At 57.0% G+C, this 20,767-nt stretch carries 19 protein-coding genes; 4 read left to right on the plus strand and 15 right to left on the minus strand.

The genetic code is table 11. From position 1 onward, the window contains the following. The first annotated feature begins 63 nt into the window (after positions 1-63). Positions 64-474, plus strand: a complete 411-nt coding sequence (locus tag AC2FHX_RS02210; protein ID WP_496700428.1) for a SufE family protein — start codon at positions 64-66, stop codon at positions 472-474. On the opposite strand, the gene AC2FHX_RS02215 is transcribed toward AC2FHX_RS02210, so the two are convergent. Both AC2FHX_RS02215 and AC2FHX_RS02220 read right to left on the minus strand, forming a co-directional pair. Then, complete coding sequence (locus AC2FHX_RS02215; RefSeq protein WP_496700427.1) at positions 471-1,133, minus strand: DUF1638 domain-containing protein; 663 nt, start codon at positions 1,131-1,133, stop codon at positions 471-473. The two genes, AC2FHX_RS02210 and AC2FHX_RS02215, sit on opposite strands and share 4 nt — an antisense overlap. 154 nt (positions 1,134-1,287) lie before the next feature. Then, a complete protein-coding gene (locus AC2FHX_RS02220; RefSeq protein WP_271947279.1) occupies positions 1,288-1,986 on the minus strand; it encodes a corrinoid protein in 699 nt (232 codons plus the stop codon). 280 nt (positions 1,987-2,266) lie between these two features. On the opposite strand from AC2FHX_RS02220, the gene AC2FHX_RS02225 reads away from it, so the two are divergent. Next, positions 2,267-3,352 carry a PA0069 family radical SAM protein gene (locus tag AC2FHX_RS02225; RefSeq protein ID WP_496700426.1) on the plus strand — a complete coding sequence of 362 codons (1,086 nt, stop codon included), beginning with the start codon at positions 2,267-2,269 and terminating at the stop codon, positions 3,350-3,352. Between the two features lie 53 nt (positions 3,353-3,405). Here AC2FHX_RS02225 and gltA read toward each other — a convergent pair whose 3' ends face one another. Further along, positions 3,406-4,701 (minus strand): citrate synthase, encoded by a 1,296-nt coding sequence (gene gltA / locus AC2FHX_RS02230; RefSeq protein ID WP_281972039.1) that lies wholly within the window; start codon positions 4,699-4,701, stop codon positions 3,406-3,408. Between the two features lie 121 nt (positions 4,702-4,822). Continuing rightward, positions 4,823-6,223, minus strand: a complete 1,401-nt coding sequence (gene gltX / locus AC2FHX_RS02235; protein WP_496700425.1) for a glutamate--tRNA ligase — start codon at positions 6,221-6,223, stop codon at positions 4,823-4,825. 78 nt (positions 6,224-6,301) lie between these two features. Here gltX and AC2FHX_RS02240 point away from each other — a divergent pair, with 78 nt between their 5' ends. Next, positions 6,302-8,317 carry a ComEC/Rec2 family competence protein gene (locus AC2FHX_RS02240; protein WP_496700424.1) on the plus strand — a complete coding sequence of 672 codons (2,016 nt, stop codon included), beginning with the start codon at positions 6,302-6,304 and terminating at the stop codon, positions 8,315-8,317. Positions 8,318-8,320: 3 nt separating this feature from the next. Here the strand turns inward: AC2FHX_RS02240 and lexA are convergent, their stop codons facing one another. The 6 genes from lexA to AC2FHX_RS02270 form a co-directional block, all read right to left on the minus strand. Continuing rightward, entirely contained in the window at positions 8,321-9,019 is a 699-nt protein-coding gene (lexA, locus tag AC2FHX_RS02245; RefSeq protein ID WP_496700423.1) for a transcriptional repressor LexA, read from the minus strand. Between the two features lie 77 nt (positions 9,020-9,096). Next, on the minus strand, positions 9,097-10,269 hold the full coding sequence (locus tag AC2FHX_RS02250; RefSeq protein ID WP_496700422.1) for a molybdopterin molybdotransferase MoeA: 1,173 nt from the start codon (positions 10,267-10,269) through the stop codon (positions 9,097-9,099). Next, positions 10,266-10,739 carry a cyclic pyranopterin monophosphate synthase MoaC gene (gene moaC / locus AC2FHX_RS02255; protein ID WP_496700421.1) on the minus strand — a complete coding sequence of 158 codons (474 nt, stop codon included), beginning with the start codon at positions 10,737-10,739 and terminating at the stop codon, positions 10,266-10,268. Before moaC ends, AC2FHX_RS02250 begins: the two co-directional genes overlap by 4 nt. Continuing rightward, a complete protein-coding gene (gene trpC / locus AC2FHX_RS02260; RefSeq protein WP_496700420.1) occupies positions 10,739-11,551 on the minus strand; it encodes an indole-3-glycerol phosphate synthase TrpC in 813 nt (270 codons plus the stop codon). Before trpC ends, moaC begins: the two co-directional genes overlap by 1 nt. After that, positions 11,548-12,567 carry an anthranilate phosphoribosyltransferase gene (gene trpD, locus AC2FHX_RS02265; protein WP_496700419.1) on the minus strand — a complete coding sequence of 340 codons (1,020 nt, stop codon included), beginning with the start codon at positions 12,565-12,567 and terminating at the stop codon, positions 11,548-11,550. Before trpD ends, trpC begins: the two co-directional genes overlap by 4 nt. Further along, a complete protein-coding gene (locus AC2FHX_RS02270; protein ID WP_496700418.1) occupies positions 12,564-13,145 on the minus strand; it encodes an anthranilate synthase component II in 582 nt (193 codons plus the stop codon). Before AC2FHX_RS02270 ends, trpD begins: the two co-directional genes overlap by 4 nt. A gap of 193 nt (positions 13,146-13,338) precedes the next feature. Here AC2FHX_RS02270 and AC2FHX_RS02275 point away from each other — a divergent pair, with 193 nt between their 5' ends. Next, positions 13,339-14,730, plus strand: coding sequence for a divergent polysaccharide deacetylase family protein (locus AC2FHX_RS02275; protein WP_496700417.1), 1,392 nt, complete (start codon positions 13,339-13,341; stop codon positions 14,728-14,730). A 50-nt stretch (positions 14,731-14,780) separates the two neighbouring features. On the opposite strand, the gene trpE is transcribed toward AC2FHX_RS02275, so the two are convergent. From trpE to fabI, 5 genes are all read right to left on the minus strand, one after another. After that, the gene (trpE, locus tag AC2FHX_RS02280) at positions 14,781-16,292 is read right to left on the minus strand and encodes an anthranilate synthase component I (protein WP_281994570.1); all 1,512 of its coding nucleotides are present in this window, start codon (positions 16,290-16,292) and stop codon (positions 14,781-14,783) included. 14 nt (positions 16,293-16,306) lie between these two features. Further along, positions 16,307-18,148, minus strand: a complete 1,842-nt coding sequence (locus tag AC2FHX_RS02285) for a peptidylprolyl isomerase (protein WP_496688185.1) — start codon at positions 18,146-18,148, stop codon at positions 16,307-16,309. Positions 18,149-18,229: 81 nt separating this feature from the next. Then, positions 18,230-19,405, minus strand: a complete 1,176-nt coding sequence (locus AC2FHX_RS02290; protein WP_496700416.1) for an aminotransferase — start codon at positions 19,403-19,405, stop codon at positions 18,230-18,232. Between the two features lie 36 nt (positions 19,406-19,441). After that, complete coding sequence (gpt, locus tag AC2FHX_RS02295; RefSeq protein WP_142633622.1) at positions 19,442-19,951, minus strand: xanthine phosphoribosyltransferase; 510 nt, start codon at positions 19,949-19,951, stop codon at positions 19,442-19,444. 3 nt (positions 19,952-19,954) lie between these two features. Further along, positions 19,955-20,761: an enoyl-ACP reductase FabI gene (fabI, locus tag AC2FHX_RS02300; RefSeq protein WP_142633624.1), complete on the minus strand. Its 807-nt coding sequence runs from the start codon at positions 20,759-20,761 to the stop codon at positions 19,955-19,957. Between the last annotated feature and the right edge of the window lie 6 nt (positions 20,762-20,767).

Here is a 20,767-nt window from a genome sequence, read left to right on the forward strand (position 1 = left end):
TGGACAGATGCTGGTCAGGATCATAGTTCAAAAATGTGAACCCAATGAGAGGACAGCCCCGAGATGGCGACACCTGCTTTTGAAGAAATCGTCGAAGATTTCGAATTCCTGGAGGACTGGGAAGACCGGTACCGCCATGTCATCGAGCAGGGGAAAGCGATGGCGCCATTGGATGATGCGTTGAAGGTGCAGGCAACCAAAGTCCATGGTTGCGCCAGCCAGGTCTGGCTGCATCCCAGTGTCGAGGGAGGGACCTTTCATTTTGACGGCGACAGTGATGCTCTGATCGTGAGGGGGCTGATTGCGGTTCTGCGATCCCTATATAACGGCCTGCCGGTTCAAGAAGTCCCGCAGGTTGACGCAGGAGGCGAACTGGCGCGGCTGGGGTTAAACGATCATCTTTCCGCGCAACGATCTAACGGTTTGAGGGCGATGATCGACCGTATCCGCGAGGTCGCGATAGAGGCCGCCTAAAGCGGGCGGTTGGCCCAGTCGCTCAGCGTGGATTGCAGATCACCATAACCGGTAAAACGGCGCTCGAAAGCCAGGCCCATTCGGTCTGCGCACTCCTTGGCCCGTTCGGTCAGAGCCGCATCATCAGTCTGTGCCTGATAAACCAGTTTCGTGTAGTTGCCGAAATACATTTCCCTAAGCTCGGGGTGGCGATCCAGCCCCAGCGGCTTCCAGACGAAGGCATCGAATTGACGTGCCAGAAAATCTGTTAGGTAGAACGCTGTAGTTTCATCCTCGCCGCGATTTTCAAAGACCTGGTTCCCCTCGAAGAAAGAATAGCAGTGGGGCCCTTTAATCATCTCCACGCCCATCTCCCCGCAGGCTTTCTGTAACAGGCCACCGGTGCCGCAATCTGCGTAGACGACATAAACTTTATCGTATTGGTCGCGGTGTTTGGCAACGGCCTCTTCCACCGCCTGCGTGATCCGTTCCGGGTGGATGTGCAAGATGGCGGGCAAGCAGGTCAGTTCCATATGATCCCAGCCATTACGACGCTTTAGGTCCAGGATTTCCCGCGCCAGCGCACCGCAGGCCAATAACAGAATTCGCCCTGCGCCGTGATGGTCTGAATAGCCCTGCGTTGTCAGGCTGGCGTCGTCGGGAAGTTGGTCCTGAGTCATTTCGCGCCTCTTTCTCGTTATCTAGAAAATCGGCTTATTCGGTGGCTGGCAAGCCCGTATTCGACACATAATGTCGGCTTCGGATCAGGGTAGGGTGAATAAATGAAAAAGGCCGCCCGAAAACCGGACGGCCCTGAAATGGTTTAGATGTCGATCAACCCGCCAGCTGATTGTGCTTGCGCGAGACAAAATCCTTTGCCGTTTCAACAGCTACGGCCGCGTCACGGCAATAGGCATCAGCACCGATCGCCTTGCCGAACTCTTCGTTCAGGGGCGCGCCGCCAACCAGAACGATATAGTCATCGCGCCGACCCTGTTCGATCAGTGTGTCGATCACGACTTTCATATATGGCATGGTCGTCGTCAGCAGGGCCGACATGCCCAGAATATCGGGCTGTTCGGTATCAAGCGCTTCCAGATAGTTTTCGACGGGGTTGTTGATGCCGATATCAACAACCTCGAATCCGGCGCCTTCCATCATCATTGACACCAGGTTTTTGCCAATGTCGTGAATGTCGCCTTTAACAGTGCCGATCACCATTTTACCAACGCGCGGTGCGCCGGTTTCGGCCAGCAGCGGCTTGAGGATAAACATGCCGCCCTTCATTGCGTTTGCGGCCAGCAAGACCTCGGGTACGAACAGAATGCCGTCACGGAAGTCGTGGCCCACAACCGTCATGCCGCCGACCAGTGCCTTGGTCAGGATGTCATAAGGTGTCCATCCGCGCTCCAGCAGGATGTTCACACCTTCTTCGATTTCTTCTTTCAGACCGTCGTAAAGGTCATCGAACATCTGTTCGACCAGTTCGTCGTCGTTCAGTTCGGACAGGACGATGTCTTCTTCATCGGACATGGGGCGTTTCCCTGAGCTGTTCGGGCCTTGCGCCCGTGGTGGCATTTTTTCCGTTTTGGCCATTTCGCCGTAATACTACTGTGACGATTGCGACCTTGGCAGTTCCGAGACCGACCTATAGGCCAAATTTGTCGTTATCTCGACGTCATTTTACACATGAACATCCTGCAATTCGTTCAAATGCACCAATTGTTCAGGGCCTGATTGGGGTTCTGATGATGCCTCAGCAAGGTAAATGTGCCGCTTGCCGGACCGGTCGATATTCCATATACCAAATAGCATGAACAAAAGTAGAACAAACCTTCCTTCGGCCATTGCCAAGGGGCGAGCAGCCACGGAAAATACGGCAGGCAGATTCGAACGGTTTGACACAATCCCCTGCGATGACGGCTGGGGGTATGATGACGATCTTCCTCCGTTGCGGACTGAAGTCAGGCACGAGACGGCACGCAGCATAATCACTTATAACCGCTCCCCCGACTTGCCATTTGATCGTTCGATCAACCCCTACCGGGGGTGCGAGCACGGCTGCATCTATTGCTTTGCACGGCCCAGCCACGCCTATCTGGGCCTGTCGCCGGGGCTGGATTTTGAGACGCGCTTGATTGCCCGACCCAATGCGGCCGAGCTTCTTCGCAAAGAGCTTTCTGCGAAAGGTTACAGTGTTGCGCCGATTGCGATTGGAACCAATACCGACCCTTATCAGCCAGTTGAAAAAAACCTTGGAATCACAAGGTCTTGTTTGTCGGTGCTTGCAGAGTTTCGCCATCCGGTCGCGATTGTGACCAAGGGGGCACTGATCGAACGTGACCTCGATCTGTTCGCACAGATGGCGGAACAGGGTTTGGTTCGGGTCGGGATATCTCTGACCACGTTGGATGCGGATTTATCGCGCCGAATGGAGCCACGGGCGCCCGCGCCAAATCGGCGCCTGAAAATCATTCGCAGGCTGACCGAAGCGGGGGTTCCGGTGCGGGTCATGACCTCTCCTTCTATTCCCGGTTTGACAGATCATGAGATGGAAAGCCTGTTAGAGGCGGGCAGGGATGCCGGGGCGGATGCAGCAAGCTGGATTATGCTGCGGCTGCCGCGCGAAGTTTCGGAACTTTGGCAAACCTGGCTGCAAGAGCAAGAGCCAACGCGCGCCGAAAAAGTCATGTCCAAGCTTCGGCAAATGCACGGGGGCAGGGACTATGATCCGCGCTGGGGCCACCGAATGCGCGGTGAGGGCGAATATGCCGAGATGGTGGCTAAGCGGTTTTCACTGGCTGTAAAGCGGCTAGGCCTTGCAACGCGCACCCCGAAGCTGCGGTGCGATTTGTTCGATATCCCGCCCCAAGCCGGGGACCAGTTGACGCTTTTCTAACAAATCAGCCCCGGATTCTGGTCCGAGGCTGTTTGGTTTGTTGGGGATCGAAATCAGCGTTTTTCGATGTCCACGTAATCGCGACTGGTTTCGCCCAGATAGAGCTGGCGCGGGCGGCCGATTTTGTTCTGTGGATCTGCGATCATCTCTTTCCACTGACTGACCCAGCCAACGGTGCGCGACAGTGCGAAAATCGGGGTGAACATCGACGTCGGGAAACCCATCGCCTCGAGGATGATTCCCGAATAGAAGTCCACGTTCGGGAACAGTTTCTTTTCGGAGAAATACGGATCTTCCAACGCCTGTTTTTCCAACGCCTTGGCGACTTGCAGCTTGGGATTGTCCTCAATCCCCAGCAGATCCAACACTTCGTCGGCGGATTGCTTCATAACCTTGGCGCGCGGGTCAAAGTTCTTATAGACGCGGTGACCAAAGCCCATCAGGCGGAACGGATCAGCCTTGTCTTTGGCGCGGGCGATATATTCCGGGATACGGTCAACCGTGCCAATTTCTTCCAGCATTTCAAGGCAGGCCTGGTTTGCGCCGCCATGGGCAGGGCCCCAAAGACACGCGATACCAGCGGCAATACACGCAAACGGGTTCGCCCCCGAGGAGGAGGCCAAACGCACAGTCGAAGTCGAGGCATTCTGTTCGTGATCCGCGTGTAGAGTAAAGATGCGGTCCATCGCGCGGCTGAGGATTGGGTTCACCTCATATTCTTCGGCAGGGACGCTGAAGCACATGCGTAGGAAGTTTGAAGCATAATCCAGATCGTTGCGCGGGTACACGAAGGGCTGACCGGTGTGATACTTGTAAGCCCAGGCAGCGATGGTCGGCATCTTGGCGATCAGACGATGGGATGCGACCTCACGCTGATGCGGGTCCGAAACATCGGTCGAATCGTGATAGAACGCAGACATCGCGCCCACGACACCAACCATGATCGCCATCGGATGCGCATCACGGCGGAAGCCACGATAGAAATACTGCATCTGTTCGTGCAGCATGGTGTGGCGGGTGATCGTGGTTTCAAACTTTTCCAGTTCCTTGGCCGCCGGCAGCTCTCCATAAAGCAACAGGTAGCACACTTCGAGGAAATGCGATTTCTCGGCCAACTGGTCGATCGGATAGCCACGGTGCAGCAGTTCACCTTTTTCGCCGTCGATATAGGTGATGGTGCTGTCGCAGCTGGCTGTCGAGGTGAAGCCGGGGTCATAGGTGAACACATCCGCTTCGCTGTACAGCTTGCGGATGTCGATGACATCAGGTCCCACGGTAGGCGAATGAACCGGCAACTCGTATGTTTTACCATGTACGGTCAAAGTGGCTGATTTATTGCTGTCGGTCATAATGTCCCTTCCTCATTCATACGTGAAACGGATCGTCGTCCGTTTCGGCGGGCAACGGTTGCGCACAGGGGCGCAGCCCGGGTGTTAGCGGAGCAGCGTTACCCAAATGTGAAACCTTTGGTTATGTCGCTGCGTCGGAGAGCCGTGCCAGGGTTTCATCCCGCCCAAGCACAAGCATCATATCAAAAACCGAAGGCGTTACAGCCCGACCAGCCAATGCAGCGCGCAACGGCCCTGCCAGCTTGCCAAACTTTAGCCCTTTCGCTTCTGCAAACGAGTTCAGGGCACTCTCCAGTTCGTTCCGGGTCCAGCTAGCATTTTGCACGTGCGGCGTCAATTCACTCAGTATACCGTCGGATACAGAGGACAGCGCCTTTGCAGCCTTCTCATCAGGTTTAATCGGGCGTGACGTCAGCACAAAATGCGCTTTTTCAAGGAGTTCCGGGAATGTGCGTGCCCGATCCTTGAGGCAATACATCGCACGTTCCAGATCACCTGATTGTGCATTGGTGAGAGCGGGCAGTCCCGCCGCCGCCAAGTATCCCTGAATTTCCTGCCGCAACGCGGCATCGCCAGTGATTGGAATATGCTGACCACATAGATTCTCGAGCTTTTTCAGATCGAACCGTGCAGGGCTTTTACCGATTCCAGCCAGATCGAACCACTCTTTCGCCTGCTCATCTGTAAAGAATTCGTCATCCCCATGGCTCCAGCCGAGACGGGCTAGATAGTTGCGCATACCCGCGGCCGGGTACCCCATCGCCTGATATTCTTGGGCACCCAAAGCTCCGTGACGTTTGGATAGTTTCTTGCCGTCCGGACCATGAATCAGCGGAATATGTGCCCAGACCGGAACATCCCAACCCATGGCTTCATAGATCATCATCTGGCGTGCGGCATTGTTCAGGTGATCGTCGCCCCGGATAAGATGGGTCACACCCATGTCGTGATCATCCACAACAACCGCCAGCATATAAACCGGTGTTCCGTCCGAGCGCAGCAGGATCATGTCGTCCAACTGATCGTTGCGGATTGTCACGTCGCCCTGAACCTGATCGCGGATCACGGTGACCCCGTCCCGCGGTGCCTTTATGCGGATCGCATATGGGGCGTCAGGTTGGGTCGAAGGGTCAGCGTCGCGCCAGGGGCTCTGGAACAGCGTCGATTTTCCCTCTGCACGCGCCTGTTCGCGAAAGGCTGAGATCTCGTCCTGGGTCGAAAAACATTTGTAGGCTTTGCCGTCCGCCAGCAGCTGATGTGCCACTTCAGCATGACGCGGGGCGCCTTCGAATTGGCTGATCACATCGCCATCATGGTCCAGGCCCAACCAGGACATCCCCTGAAGAATTGCTGCAGTAGCCTCTGGCGTTGAGCGTTCGCGGTCCGTGTCTTCAATCCGCAACAAGAACTTGCCACCACGTCCCCGAGCAAAGAGCCAGTTGAACAATGCAGTGCGCGCGCCACCGATGTGAAGAAAACCAGTGGGTGAAGGTGCAAAACGGGTGACGACCTGATCGGACATAGTGTGGATTAACCTTTTGGTAACCGTGTCGGGCTTAACTTGGCGCCTGTCTAACGAGCCCGAAGGACGGGGGCAACCATGCGTGTTCTGGCACGGGTCGAGACCGCATTGCTGAACCAGACAGGCTATTTGTTTCAGTGGTCACCAGTGTGCTTGGCCATTGGCATCGGCCTGTATTTCGCGCTCCGGTTCGAGCCGGGGTGGCAGATTTACATTTGTTTCAGCGCGGTGATTGTTGCGGCTATGGGGATGGCCCGCAAATCGCGGTCTGGCTGGGCTTCGTTGGCAATCGGGGGGACGCTGATCGCTGCCGGGTTTATCCTGGCCGGCGCACGTGCCCATACGGTGGCAGAGCCGGTTCTGTCTTGGCGGTACTATGGCCCGGTCGAGGGACGTGTTGTCGCCATAGACCGCTCTGCGTCGGATGCGCTGCGGGTGACGCTCGATCGGGTGCGATTAGGGGACGTGCCCTTGGATCGACGACCGCAGCGCGTCCGACTTTCCCTGCATGGTGGGGATGTCGCGCTGGTTCCTGGGCAAAGGATCATGACAACAGGTCATCTGTCGCCACCTCAGGGGCCGGTAGAGCCCGGCGGTTTCGATTTCCGTCGCCACGCATGGTTTCAACGTTTAGGGGCAGTCGGATACACGCGCGTACCGGTGTTGTCGGTTGCCCCGCCGGACAGGGCCAATCTCCGCATCACGGCGTGGAGGATGGCGATTTCTGAACATGTGCGCGCATTGCTGCCTGGAGAGGTCGGAGGTTTCGCCGCGGCTGTCACGACGGGTGATCGCAGCGGAATGGGTCAGGAAACGCTGAACAATCTACGGGCATCTAATCTGGCTCATCTGTTGGCGATATCCGGATTGCATATGGGGTTGTTGACAGGTTTTGTTTATCTGATCTTCAGGGTCACGCTGTCAGCTGTCCCGGTGCTTGCTCTTAGACTTCCGGTCCGCAAGATTGCAGCGGTTTGCGCCTTGGTCGCGGCGGTTGTTTATCTATTGCTGTCTGGCGGGAATGTCGCAACAGAGCGGGCCTTTATCATGGTCAGCGTAATGCTGGGGGCCATTTTGATCGACAGAAGGTCAATTTCGCTACGCGCGGTGGCCGTCGCTGCCCTTATCGTGCTGTCGTTGCGACCAGAATCTCTGTTAAGCCCCGGTTTTCAAATGTCCTTTGCTGCAACAACGGCACTGGTGGCCGTTTTCGGAGCCTTACGCGGTTTCGATTCTGCTTTCGGGCCGAAATGGCTACGGCCCATTATCGGGGTGTTGATGTCATCTGCCATAGCGGGGCTTGCCACCGCACCGATTGGGGCGGCGCATTTCAATTCACTGTCTCACTATGGGCTGGTTGCGAATATGCTGTCGGTCCCGGTGATGGGAACCGTCGTGGTTCCTGCGGCCGTTATTGCCGCAATCCTGGCGCCATTCGGGCTTGAGTGGATTGGGCTGGCGGTCATGGGGGCAGGTTTGGAATGGATTCTGGCGGTTTCAGACTGGATCTCGGGACTGGAAGGTGCGCAAGGTTATGTGGTCAGTCCACCGTCCTACGTCTTGCCCATATTTGCATTGGGCGCGCTCTGGATCGCCTTGTGGCGCGGTGGGGCAAGGTGGGTCGGCGTCGCACCTAGCATGGTGGCGATTGCGCTTTGGGGGCACGGTAACCGTCCGGAAGTTTTGGTCGCAGACTCCGGTGGGTTGGTTGGTGTGATGACTGATCAGGGGCGCGCGCTGAGCAAGGAAAAGGGCAGCAAATTTATTGCAACCGTATGGCTTGAAAACGACGGAGACGGCGCGAGCCAGAAAACTGCCGCAAATCGCTGGCCCGATGGGAAAGATCTGTCGCAAAGATATTTCTGGCAGGGCAAAGAGCTGATTCACCTCACTGGCAAACGATCTGCGCGCGAATTCAGCGAATGTGGAGATGACCAAATCGTCATCTCTGCTGTTCCGGTCCAGCTGTCCGGCACCTGTATGGTGATTGATCCCGAGTTGTTGAACAAGACAGGAAGTATTGCACTGTCCGGCGGAAACGTAATGACCAGTGCCGAAGTCATAGGCAAAAGGCTGTGGTCGCCAGACAACTAAAGATCAATAGCTTCGGATGAGCCCAACCAAACGGCCCTGAACCTTGACCTTATCTTCGGGCAGTACACGCGTTTCATAGGCCGGGTTGGCAGCCTCAAGCGCTATCGCCTGACCTCTCCGAAAGAACCGTTTGAGCGTTGCTTCCTGATCTTCGACCAGCGCGACAACGATATCACCATTATCAGCCACGGAGGTTTCGCGGATGACGACCACATCGCCGTCGTTGATGCCAGCGTCAATCATCGAATCGCCGCGTACTTCAAGTGCGTAGTGCTCGCCTCTGCCGGAAACCATGCTTCCGGGGACGGCAACGCGGTGCGAGACATGGCTGATCGCCTCGATCGGAACACCTGCTGCGATGCGTCCCATGACCGGCAATTCCATTGCGTCTACGGTCACTGGTTCGAAATTCGCGGGGCGCCTGCCTTCGGGCTTGTCACCTTCGATAACACGGGGTTTGAAAGCGACTGTTGGCTCTCCTCCCAGGCTTTCAGGAAGTTTGACGATTTCGATGGCACGGGCACGATGGGCCAGACGACGGATAAAGCCGCGTTCTTCAAGCGCTGTGATCAACCGATGGATGCCGGATTTGGACCGCAGGTCCAGCGCAGCTTTCATTTCATCGAAACTTGGGGGGACGCCATCCGCCTGAACGCGTTTATGGATGAACTCCAACAAATCCAACTGCTTCTTGGTCAGCATTGCTCACACCTCGTCGCTCATGCGTTTTCTTTTGTTCTACGCATGTTCACGTTTTGTGTCAATGATCTTGTAGGGACTCAGATCGGAAGGAACATCACTTCGTCTCCGGCCAGGCGTGCCGGGTCATTGGGTTGCCGAACCAAAAGCGCGTTTGCTTCGGCAAGTACGCTGAGCAGCGAACTGTCCTGGTTTTGGCAGGCTTTAATTCCATCACCAGTCACGATAGCGCGCATGTAATGCTCGCGCGGCCCATTCGCTGGGATAGCCTCAGTTAAATTGGCGCTTTGAAGCGGGGTCAGAACCTGTTCCAGGCCCAGCATCTTACGGATCATCGGGGCAAGAAACAGATAGCTGCAAACCATTGCGCTGACCGGATTACCCGGAAGTCCAACCATCACGCAATCGCCCAAGCGACCGGCCATCAGCGGTTTGCCGGGGCGCATGCGGATTTTGTAAAAACTCCGCTCCAACCCCAGTGCGGTGGAGACCTGAGAGACAAGATCATAATCCCCAACCGAGGCACCGCCGATCGTAACCACCAAATCAACGTCGGCTGCTAGGGCAAAGGCGGTCTCGAGGGACGAAACCGTGTCAGAGGCGATGGGCAGAACCCGCACATGCGCTCCAACATCCTCTAGCAAGGCTTTGATACCAAAGGTGTTTGAGGCGATTATCTGATCCGGTCCCGGTGTTTCGCCGGGCATGATCAATTCATCCCCGGTTGCGATCAGCGCGACCACGGGTTTACGTGCAACCGGCACCATGGGGATATTCATCGCCGCCAAAAGCGCCAGATCCTCGGGGCTCAAACGACGTGGAGCCGTAATCTTGGCGCCAATTTCGAAATCGACGCCTTTTGGACGAATGTTGGATTTAGGGCCCGGCAGATCAGAAATGGTGATTAGGTCACCTCGGCGATCAACATCCTCTTGAATGACAACAAAATCTGCACCTTCAGGAATAGGGGCGCCAGTGAAGATTCGAACCGCCTGTCCGGGTCCAACCTGACCGTCAAATCGCCGACCGGCCGCAGCCTCGCCAATGACTTTGAACATGGCGTGCAGCTCGACCTCGGTCGACTTTACCGCGTAGCCATCCATAGAAGACGAAGCGAATGGTGGCTGATCGCGTGTGGCTGCTACATTCTCGGCCAGTACTCTACCCGCCGCATCCATCAAGGGAGCCGGCTCGGAGGGGAGGGTGTTTACAAGATCGAATAGCTGCGTCCGGGCGCTTTCAACGGTTATCATTTCGCCTCGTAACGACCTGATTTACCGCCATCTTTTAGCAAGACGCGAATGCCGCCAATTTCCATTGCCTTATCGACGGCTTTGGCCATGTCGTATATGGTCAGTGCGGCGGTTGAGGCCGCTGTCAGCGCCTCCATTTCCACGCCGGTTTGACCAGATGTCTTGACGGTTGCCTGTACCTGTATGCCGGGTAATTCTGGGTCCAGTGTCAGGTCTACGGTAACTTTGGTCACTGGCAGTGGGTGACATAGCGGGATCAGATCGGGTGTCTTCTTTGCCCCCATGATACCGGCCAGACGTGCAACCCCCAAGACGTCACCTTTTTGGGCGCGACCTTCTGCGATCAAGTCGAACGTATCTTGTGCCATCGTGATATGAGCCGCTGCGACGGCGACACGATCCGTGATGGGCTTGTTCGACACATCGACCATATGAGCCTGACCCTGGGCATCAAAATGAGTCAGCGGCATCACATCACACCCGGGCTGAGCGGACGCGACAGCAGATCGTGTGTCGCTGCTGCGACGTCATCCTGACGCATCAGGCTCTCGCCAATTAGAAAACAACGCGCACCGAAACGGGCGATATCGGCCAAGTCTGCTGGAGTGCTCAACCCGCTTTCGCAAACGATGGTCCGGTCAGCGGGAACTAGTTTTGACAGGCGGCGTGTCGTATCAAGAGTGGTCTCGAAGGTCTTGAGATTACGGTTGTTTATCCCAATCAACGGGCTTTTGAGCTGCGTTGCACGTTCCAGCTCGGCTTCATCATGAACTTCAATCAGAACGTCCATGCCCCAGTCAAAGGCGGTCTGTTCCAATTCAGCCGCCTGGCTGTCATCAACCGAGGCCATGATGATCAGAATACAATCCGCCCCAAGAGCGCGGGCTTCAGCCACCTGATAGGGATCGTACATGAAATCTTTGCGTAGAACCGGCAAAGAACAGGCTGCGCGTGCCTGAACCAGAAACTCTTTGGCACCCTGAAAGCTGGGCGTGTCGGTCAACACGGAAAGGCAGGCAGCGCCGCCTTCTTCGTAAGCTTGTGCAAGTGCTGGTGGATCAAAGTCAGCGCGGATCAGACCTTTGGAGGGGCTGGCTTTTTTGACTTCTGCAATCAGCCCGTACCCGCTGCGTACAGCCATTTGCAACGCCGATGCGAATCCGCGCGGTTCAGAGGCTGATCTTGCTTCGTTTTCAACAGCTTCCAGAGACTTATTGGCCTTGTCCGAAGCGACCTCTTCGAGCTTGTAAGCTTTGATTTTGTCCAGAACCGTTTCGGTCATGCGGCCTCCTGAGTAATGCGGGCCAGGGCCGCGATCTTGTCTTTGGCTTTTCCGCTGTCGATACTTTCAGCGGCTTTTGCGACACCTTCGCGCAGATCAGCAGCGGCCTCTGCGACGACCAGGGCTGCTGCGGCATTCAACAATACCGCATCGCGATAGGCAGAGGCCTCACCGTCTAGAAGAGCTCGGAAGGCTACTGCGTTTTCCTCGGGGGTTCCGCCGAGAATGTCCTCGAAGGGATGTACCGGCAGCCCTGCATCTTCGGGGTGAAGCTCGACCTCTTTAATTGTGCCGTCTTCGAGGGCCGCAATCCAACTGATACCCGTGATGGTCAATTCGTCTGTGCCGTCCGATCCGTGTACCAGCCATGCGCGGTCGGACCCAAGCAGGCCCAACGTTTCGGCCATCGGGCGGATCAACTCTCGGCTAAAGGCTCCGGTCAACTGCCGCTTGACGCCTGCCGGATTGGTCAGCGGACCGAGAATGTTAAAGATCGTCCGTGTCCCAAGCTCTTGCCGGGTGGGCATGACATGCGCAATCGCCGGGTGATGCATGGGGGCCATCATGAATCCGATTCCGACATCTTGCAGTGCATTTTCAACGGTTTGCGGGCCGACCATAACGTTGATACCCAGCTGGCCTAGCGCATCTGCGGCTCCGGATTTAGAACTCAGGTTCCGGTTGCCGTGTTTGGCCACGGTGACACCGGCACCCGCAACCACAAAGGCGGTCGCGGTGGAGATATTCAGCGTTCCCTTGCCGTCACCGCCGGTGCCTACGATATCCATCGCGCCAGCTGGTGCCTGAACTGCATTGCATTTTGCACGCATCACGGCAGCGGCGGCGGCATATTCATCGACGGTCTCACCGCGTGTGCGCATAGCCATCAAAAGCCCGCCGATCTGGCTGGGTGTTGCGGCGCCGTCAAACAGGATCCCAAAGGCTTCTTCCGCTTCGGCGCGTGTCAGGGGGCGGTCGGCGGCAACTCCGATCAGCGGTTTCAGGGCGTCGCTCATGCGGGAACTTTCATCTCGGACAGGAAATTCTTGAGCAACGCGTGGCCGTGCTCGGAAGCGATGGATTCCGGGTGGAACTGTACGCCATGAATGGGCAGTTCGCGGTGCTGGAGGCCCATTATGGTGCCATCTTCCAATTCCGCCGTAATCTCCAGGCTATCGGGCAGAGTATCGCGATCCACAATCAGCGAATGATAGCGCGTCGCCTCAAACGGCGTGGGCAGGCCCGCGAACACACCTTTACCGGTGTGGTGCATTGTTCCCATTTTGCCATGCACAATCTCATGGCAACGCGTGACTTTTCCACCGAAAACCTGACCTATGGTCTGATGGCCAAGGCAGACACCCAACAAAGGCGTCCGTGTTTCGGCGGCTGCCTCGGTCAGGGCAAGGCAAATGCCTGCCCGGTCAGGGTCGCAAGGGCCAGGGCTGAGCAGGATGCCAGCGGGGTTCATGGCCATCGCTTCTTGCACGTCCAGCGCGTCATTCCTTCGAATGACCATTTCCGAGCCAAGTTCGCCTAAATAATGTACGAGGTTGTAGGTAAATGAGTCGTAGTTGTCGATCAGCAGCAGCATTTGGCTCTTGTCTCGTGTTGGTCATTTCGGGCTGGCGATGCAACCCAAGGCCACGGTATAGTGTTGGCACATACATGCTCAGGCTTGTGGGGCAGCGTCAAGGGTGCATCCCGAACTTGGCGGTCCTGCAGGCAGGTGCCACAACAGATGGTGCAAGGGCAAGGCAGCAGGACTAAGGCGAGAGGCAAATATTATGGGCGGATTTGTCGGCGGAATGATCGCAGGCGCAGTTGTCGTTGTGGTGCTGGGGGCAGTCTTATCGCTCAACGCGCCGCTGTCGAAAAAGCCGTCCATAGCGACAGTCGCACCAGAACCTGCACCGGTGCAGACGTCGGAGAGCTCCGAGGTTGTCGCTGAGGCGGGTGCAGATGCCGATCTGCTCAAACTCCCTGCGCAGACGCCCGAGAATGAAGTCGAAGAAGAGGATTCTCTGGCGGGTTTATCCGAAGCTGAGAACGCCCCGGACAGCCAGCCGGTAGTGAATGACGTAAGCGTTCCGGTCGAAGCGCCGACGCCCAGCGAGGCGGATTCCGTAAGCATTTCGAGTGAGGCCCCGGTCGTTCCGCGAATGCCTGTCCCCGTTCAGCCTGCGCCGCTTGCCGACCTTAGCCCAGATGCCGCAGAAGATGCCCCTGAGCCACCGGCTGATCAGGTTGCTCTTGCCGAGCCCTTGCCTGAAGTCTCGCCTTCGGAATCAATCGAGCTGGAGGTGAATCCGGAGGATAGCCCAATCGCAGTGGAAGGGGACGAGGACACGCTGCCCAGTCAGCCGCTACCGCGTATCGCCTCGGTTCCGCAGATCGGCGTAGAGGACAACTCGTCGGGAAATACCACTATCGGGCGTCGTGTAGTGCCTTTGACTGAACGAGATGATGAAGCAGCCCAAGATCCGCAGGAAGAGGTTCCTGTAGGTAAACCGATCGAGGCCTTCGCAGAGAAGTTTGACAATCCGGATTCCAAACCCCTCATGTCGATCATTCTGATTGACGATGAAGGTGCATATGGCGCCGAGGCGCTTCAGGATTTCCCATATCCGCTTACGTTTGCGGTGCGCCCATCAGACCCCGATGCAGCTGAGAAAATGGCTCGACATCGGGCGGCCGGGTTCGAAGTGATGGTCACTGCTGACCTGCCCAAGGCGGCCAGCGCACAGGATGCTGAGGTATCGCTTTCGGTGTGGCTAGAAGCGTTGCCCGAGACTGTAGGAATTCTTGAAGGTGATGGATCCGGCATCCAGGGTAACCGGAAACTGGCGGATCAGGTCGCCGCCATCGCCGGTGGAACGGGTCGAGGACTTATCACTCAGGATAACGGGCTCAACACGGTACAGAAGTTGGCCTCCCGTAATGGAATTCCGTCTGCGGTAATTTTCAGGGATATCGACGGCGCGCGGCAGGATGCAAAAATCATGCGACGTTTCCTGGATCAGGCTGCGTTCCGGGCCGGGCAGGAAGGCACTGTTGTCATGTTGGGCCGGTTGCGCCCGGATACCATATCCGCCTTGCTGCTTTGGGGTCTGGAAGATCGCGGAGGCCGCGTAGCAATGGCGCCTATTTCGGCGGTGATGATGCAAGGGGCACAATAAGCCCGATCACATCCTTCCCCGAAACAGGCAGCCCAGACGGGCTGCCTTTATCAATTCTTGCCGGACAGCGTAAATCGGGCCGCGTCAGCCGCAGCGCGTCTGATGGCGTTGGACTTGTGGACGGTTTCCATGAATTCAGCCTCTGGATCGCTATCATACACAACGCCACCACCGGCCTGAATATATAGCTTTTGATCCTGAACGATGGCCGTTCGCAGGGCGATACACATGTCCATGTCTCCGCCGGCGCTGAAATAGCCGACGCCGCCGCCGTAGACACCGCGTTTTTCCGGCTCAAGCTCATCAATGATTTCCATGGCTCGTACCTTGGGCGCGCCCGAGACCGTCCCCGCAGGCATTCCCGCAAAAAAGGCGTCCAGCGCATCCTTACCCTCGGCCAGCTCACCCACAACGTTTGAAACGATGTGCATAACATGGCTGTACCGTTCAATGATGAACTCTTCGGTCGGGCGCACCGTTCCGATCTTTGAAACCCGCCCGGTGTCATTGCGGCCTAGATCCAACAGCATCAGATGTTCGGCCAGTTCTTTCTTGTCGGCCAGCAATTCAATTTCGTAAGCCTTGTCCTCTTCCGGGGTCGCTCCACGTGGACGCGTCCCGGCGATGGGTCGTATGGTGACTTCATTGCCAAACACGCGCACCAGGATTTCCGGGCTGGCGCCGATCACCTGAAACCCGCCAAAGTTAAAATAGAACATGAAGGGCGACGGGTTTGTTCGCCGCAGCGACCGGTACAGCGCAAATGGAGGCAGCGGGAAATCCTGCGTCCAGCGCTGCGCTGGCACTACCTGAAAGATATCACCAGCGCGGATGTATTCCTTGGCTTTCTCGACCGCCTCCAGATAGCCGGATTTGGTAAAATTCGAGACGGGCGGGGCGACTTCGTACGCATCGCCAAGATCACGTGTTTCAGCAGGCATCGCCCGCTCCAGATCGCGCACTGCGTCCATGACGCGCTCGGCTGCCTGGGCATATGCAGCCTTGGCCGACTGGCCATCGCTGACCCAGGCGGGGGAAACGACCGTGACTTCGCCCTTCACACCATCCAGAACCGCGACGACAGAAGGGCGCAGCATGACGGCATCCGGCAGGCCCAAAGGGTCGGGGTTGATGTTCGGCAGATACTCGACCAAGCGCACCATGTCGTAACCGAGATAGCCAAATAGTCCCGCCGCAGCTTGTGGAAGGTCGTCAGGCAGCTCGATCCGGCTTTCGGCCAGAAGCGTCCGAAGGTTGTCCATCGGATCGCCATCCTGCGCCGTGAAAGCGTCCGGGTCGAACCGGGCCGAGCGGTTCAGTTCCGAGGTCTCAGCGCGACAGCGCCAGATCAGGTCGGGTTTCATACCGATGATCGAATACCGTCCGCGGACCTCGCCACCAGTCACCGACTCGAGCATAAAGGCGTCTTTTTGCGCGCCGGTCAGTTTCAGCATCAAGGAGACAGGCGTATCAAGATCGGCTGCCAGACGGGTGTAAACGACCTGGTTTTCGCCGGCCTCATAGGCGCGGGCGAAGCTGTCAAACTCTGGGGTCAGGGCCATATTCGGTCTCTTAATTAATAGCTCGCCTGAACGGCGTTCAGTGCTTGCTGATCCACCACAGGACGGGCGCGGGCCTGGGCGTCGCGAACATAGGCATCGAAAATGTTCTGTGCCAGAGCCTGATTCAGCTGAGCGGCCAGCGCTTGTTGAACCTGACGGCGTTCATCGGTCTCGGCAGGGGGCAACAATTCGTCAAGTCGAACGATCAACGCGACCCCGGCACCGGGAACGACGCGATAGCTTCCTAGTTCCATGTCGAACACTTCCGGCATGAACCCTGCGGGTACATCTTCTAGAAATGCAGTTCGTGTCAGAGCGTTTTCCACGCGGTGAGGTAGACCGGTCGTGGTGAAATCCCCGTTCTCCTGCAACTGCTCCAACACGGCATTCGCGTGGTCTTCCAACGCTTTGTCAGTTTGAACCTGTGTCCAGGCCGCCGCAACGCGATCACGCGCTGATTCCAGCGGTTCAGGCCGACGAGGAAGCGTTTCGTTCAGGCGCAGCGCAAAGATCGAACCGTCCTCAAGGAATGCAATCTCGGGAAAATCTCCGTCTTGCACGGCTTCGGCTGCACTGCGGAAACCGTCATATGCGGCCACGCCATCCTGACTGGCGCGAGTCCAGTCGATCTGTCCCAGCTCCATCCCAGTCTCGGCTGCCAACTCCTCAAGTGTTGCCCCGCCTGCAAGCAGGTCATTGATGTCTTCGGACTGAGCCTCGATCTGGCGGCGCGCACGGTCTGCGGCCAACTCTTCGCGCAGAGCTGGGGCGGCGTCTTCGAAGGGAGTGTTGTTCTCAGCCAGCGAGCCGTTGATACGGAAAAGGGCAGGGCCGAATACCGAGGGCAGAGGTCCAACAACAGTGTCCAGTTCAGCCGCGAAAATGGCCTCGGCCGCATCGCCTAGGTCGTCGCGGGTAACGTCGCCCAGATCCACGTCGCTCAGCTCAAGCTCACGGTCACGGACAAGTTGTTCGAAGGTTGTCCCGCCAACTTCAATCTGTGCCATGGCATCTTGCGCAGCTGCGTCATCAGAAAAAGAAAGGCGTTCAACAAGGCGGCGTTCGGGTTGCTGAAACTCGTCTGCGCGCTGTTCGAAAAGCCGGAGAACTGAATCTTCGTCCACCTCGACACTATCCAGCAGCATATTGGGCGACAGAATCGTATAGGTCAGCTTTTTGGTGCGGGGCAGGGAAAACTGGTCCTGGTTCTCGTCGTAATAGGCCTGGATTTGTTCATCGGTTGGGGTTGCAACCGGCTCTGCCAAAGCTTCGGGTGAAACGGTTGCAACAGTAAAGCTGCGGCGGGCACCGACAAAGTCTGTCAGAACTTCAGTCAGGATCGAGGGCATTTCTACTCCGCTGACCACGGCATCCTGCACGATGGTCCGTGCGGATTCTTTCCTCAGATCGGTTTCAAACTCGGTGTCGGTCATGCCAACCTGTTCAAGCTGAAAGCGATATGCCTCACGGTCGAAAGAACCATCAGGCCCCTGAAACGCAGGGATCGAGACGATTTCTTCCTGCAAATTTTCATCGCCGATCGAAATACCCAGCAGACCAACTTCGTTATCCAAAGCAGCCAGCGCGGTGAGGCGCGACAGAGCCAGCTGGTCCAAGCCAAAATCGCGGGCCTGTGACATTTGCAGGGGCTGGCCGGTCTGGCTTTCGACCGCGCGGATTTCTCGCTGAAGTTCGCGGACGTAATCGTCAATCGAGATATCTTCGTTGCCCACCTGCGCCACAGTGTGCACAGTTCCAGTCAGGCTGGTCGCGCCAAATCCTGCAAGGCCCAGCATCAAAAGACCCATGAGGATCCAGACAAAGGTCTTTGATAGATTTTTCATGCCTGCGGCCATAGCGCCCTCTTGTTTTATTCGGCAAGTATTTGCCCTGTCGGTTGCGGCCCTGAATACGACGCGCACCGCCGGGGGGCAAGCTTAGAAGGAGAGAGCGTGCAGGCGGTCAAACAATTCCGTAATTCCGTTGCGATCAAGATTGGCAAATGCGATGCGGACTTGTCGTTTCCCGGCCGGGTCGTGATCGGGCATGAACATCGTGCCTGGCAGCAACAGAATGCTGGCATCCGTAACCAGCCGACGGGCCAAATCATCCGAAGAGATGTCAAACGGGTGTTCGAAATAGGCAAAATAGGCGCCCAACCCAAGCAACCGCCATCCTTTACTGGTCAGTTTGGGAAGTTGTCTTGTAATGACAGCGCGACGGTCGAGGATTTCCCTTCGTTCATCGGCCAGCCATTGCGACAGGTTTTGCATCCCCCAAAACGCACCAAACTGACCGATTTGGTTTGGACAGATCGCGACGGTATCCAGAAATTTCTCAATCTCAGACAGCAGCGACGGACTGGTCGCAACAGCACCTACTCGGTGACCAGTCAGACGGTAGGCCTTTGAAAACGAATATAGATGAATCAGAGTGTCATCCCAGCCCGGCTGAGCGAACAGATCGTGGGGCGGGCCGCTGCGGCTGTCGAAATCGCGGTAGGTCTCATCAACCAAAAGCTTAATTCCGGTTTCGCGCGACAGTTCGAAAAACGCGCGCAGCAGCTCAGCCGGGTATTCGACTCCGCCGGGATTGTTCGGGGTGACCAGAGCAATGGCGCGGGTCTTATCCGTTATCAAATCCCGCGCCGCGTTCACCTCTGGCAACAGTCCATCATCAGTTCTCAGATCAATGGCGTTAACACCTGTCATATCCAGCCACATTTTATGGTTGAAATACCATGGCGTGGGCAGAATGACTTCATCCCCTTGGTCTGTGATGGAGGAAATCGCAGCGGCGAAGGCCTGATTGCAGCCAGAGGTAATGGCAACCTGTTCCTGTACGACAGGTGCGCCATAATGATCCGAAATCTGGCTGGCAAGCTCAGACCTGAGGGCGCTGTTGCCCAGAACCGGGCCATAGAGATGAGCGGAATCCTCGGCCGACGCATAAGCCGCCATCGCCTGACGCATCTCAAGTGGAGGCGGATCAACGGGGGCCGCCTGACTTACGTTTATCAAGGGCCGCTCTTCAGGGAAGGTCACGCCTTCGATCCACCGGCGCGCCTCCATGACTGGGGGCGGAAAGGTGGCGGCGGTGCGTGTCCGGGTCATCTCAGCGCCCCAGTCAGTTGCTGCGCTTGGGCCGGATCAATCCGTGCCCCGGTAGGGTTCGACATATTGCAAAGCCATATCCCACGGGAAGAAAATCCAGGTGTCCTGGCTGACTTCGGTGATGAAAGTGTCAACCATCGGGCGGCCTTTCGGCTTGGCATAAACCGTCGCGAAATGCGCCTTGGGATACATCGCCCGCACCAGTTCCAGAGTTTTGCCACTGTCGACCAGATCGTCGACAATCAGGATTCCGGTGCCGTCGCCCATGAGGTCAGCGTCGGGTGCTTTGAGCACTTCGGCTTCGCCTTGATCCTGGTGATGGTAGGAGCGCACGCTGATCGTGTCGACTGTGCGAATGTCCAGCTCGCGGCTGACAATCATCGCCGGTGCCATACCGCCACGGGTAATGGCAACGACGCCACGCCAGGCCCCATCATTCGGACCTTGCCCATCCAGCCGCCAAGCGAGCGCTCGGGAATCGCGGTGAATCTGATCCCAGCTGATGTGAAAGCCTTTTTCGTGGGGCAGGCGGTCCTTGGCACTCATGATTCAACCCTTCTCAACGTCTGGAGCATCAACGGCTTTCATACCGACGATGTGGTATCCCGAATCCACATGCAGGTTCTCACCAGTGACACCGCCGCTTAGATCGGAAAGCAGATACAGCGCCGAGTTGCCCACATCGTCGATGGTCACATTGCGGCGCAGGGGTGAGTTATATTCGTTCCACTTCATGATATAGCGAAAGTCGCCGATGCCGCTGGCGGCCAGTGTCTTGATCGGCCCGGCCGAGATCGCATTCACACGAATGCCGTCCTTGCCTAAATCCTCGGCCAGATATTTGACCGATGCTTCCAGCGCGGCTTTGGCAACGCCCATGACATTATAATGCGGCATCACCTGTTCGGCGCCGTAATAGGTCAGGGTGATGGCGCTGCCGCCTTCGGTCATCATCTTTTCGGCACGCTGCATCACGGCGGTAAAGGAATAAACCGACACGTCCATCGTGAGGTTGAAATTCGCCCGCGACGTATCAACGTAGCGCCCGCGTAGCTCATTCTTGTCTGAAAACCCGATTGCGTGGACAACAAAGTCCAGCTTTCCCCATTTCTCGGATAGCGCATCAAACAATCCGTCGATCGAGGCTTCATCGCTGACATCGCAGGGCAGGACGATTTCACTGCCCAGCTGTGCCGCCAGAGGGTCAACGCGCTTTTTCAAGGCATCCCCTTGATATGAGAATGCTAACTCGGCCCCGGCCTCGGACAAGGCGCGGGCGATTCCCCATGCGATTGATTTGTCATTGGCCAGTCCCATGATGAGGCCGCGCTTTCCGGCCATCAACTGATTTGACATGTTCGG

The sequence above is a fragment of the Ruegeria sp. CDSC042 genome (assembly GCF_059610745.1).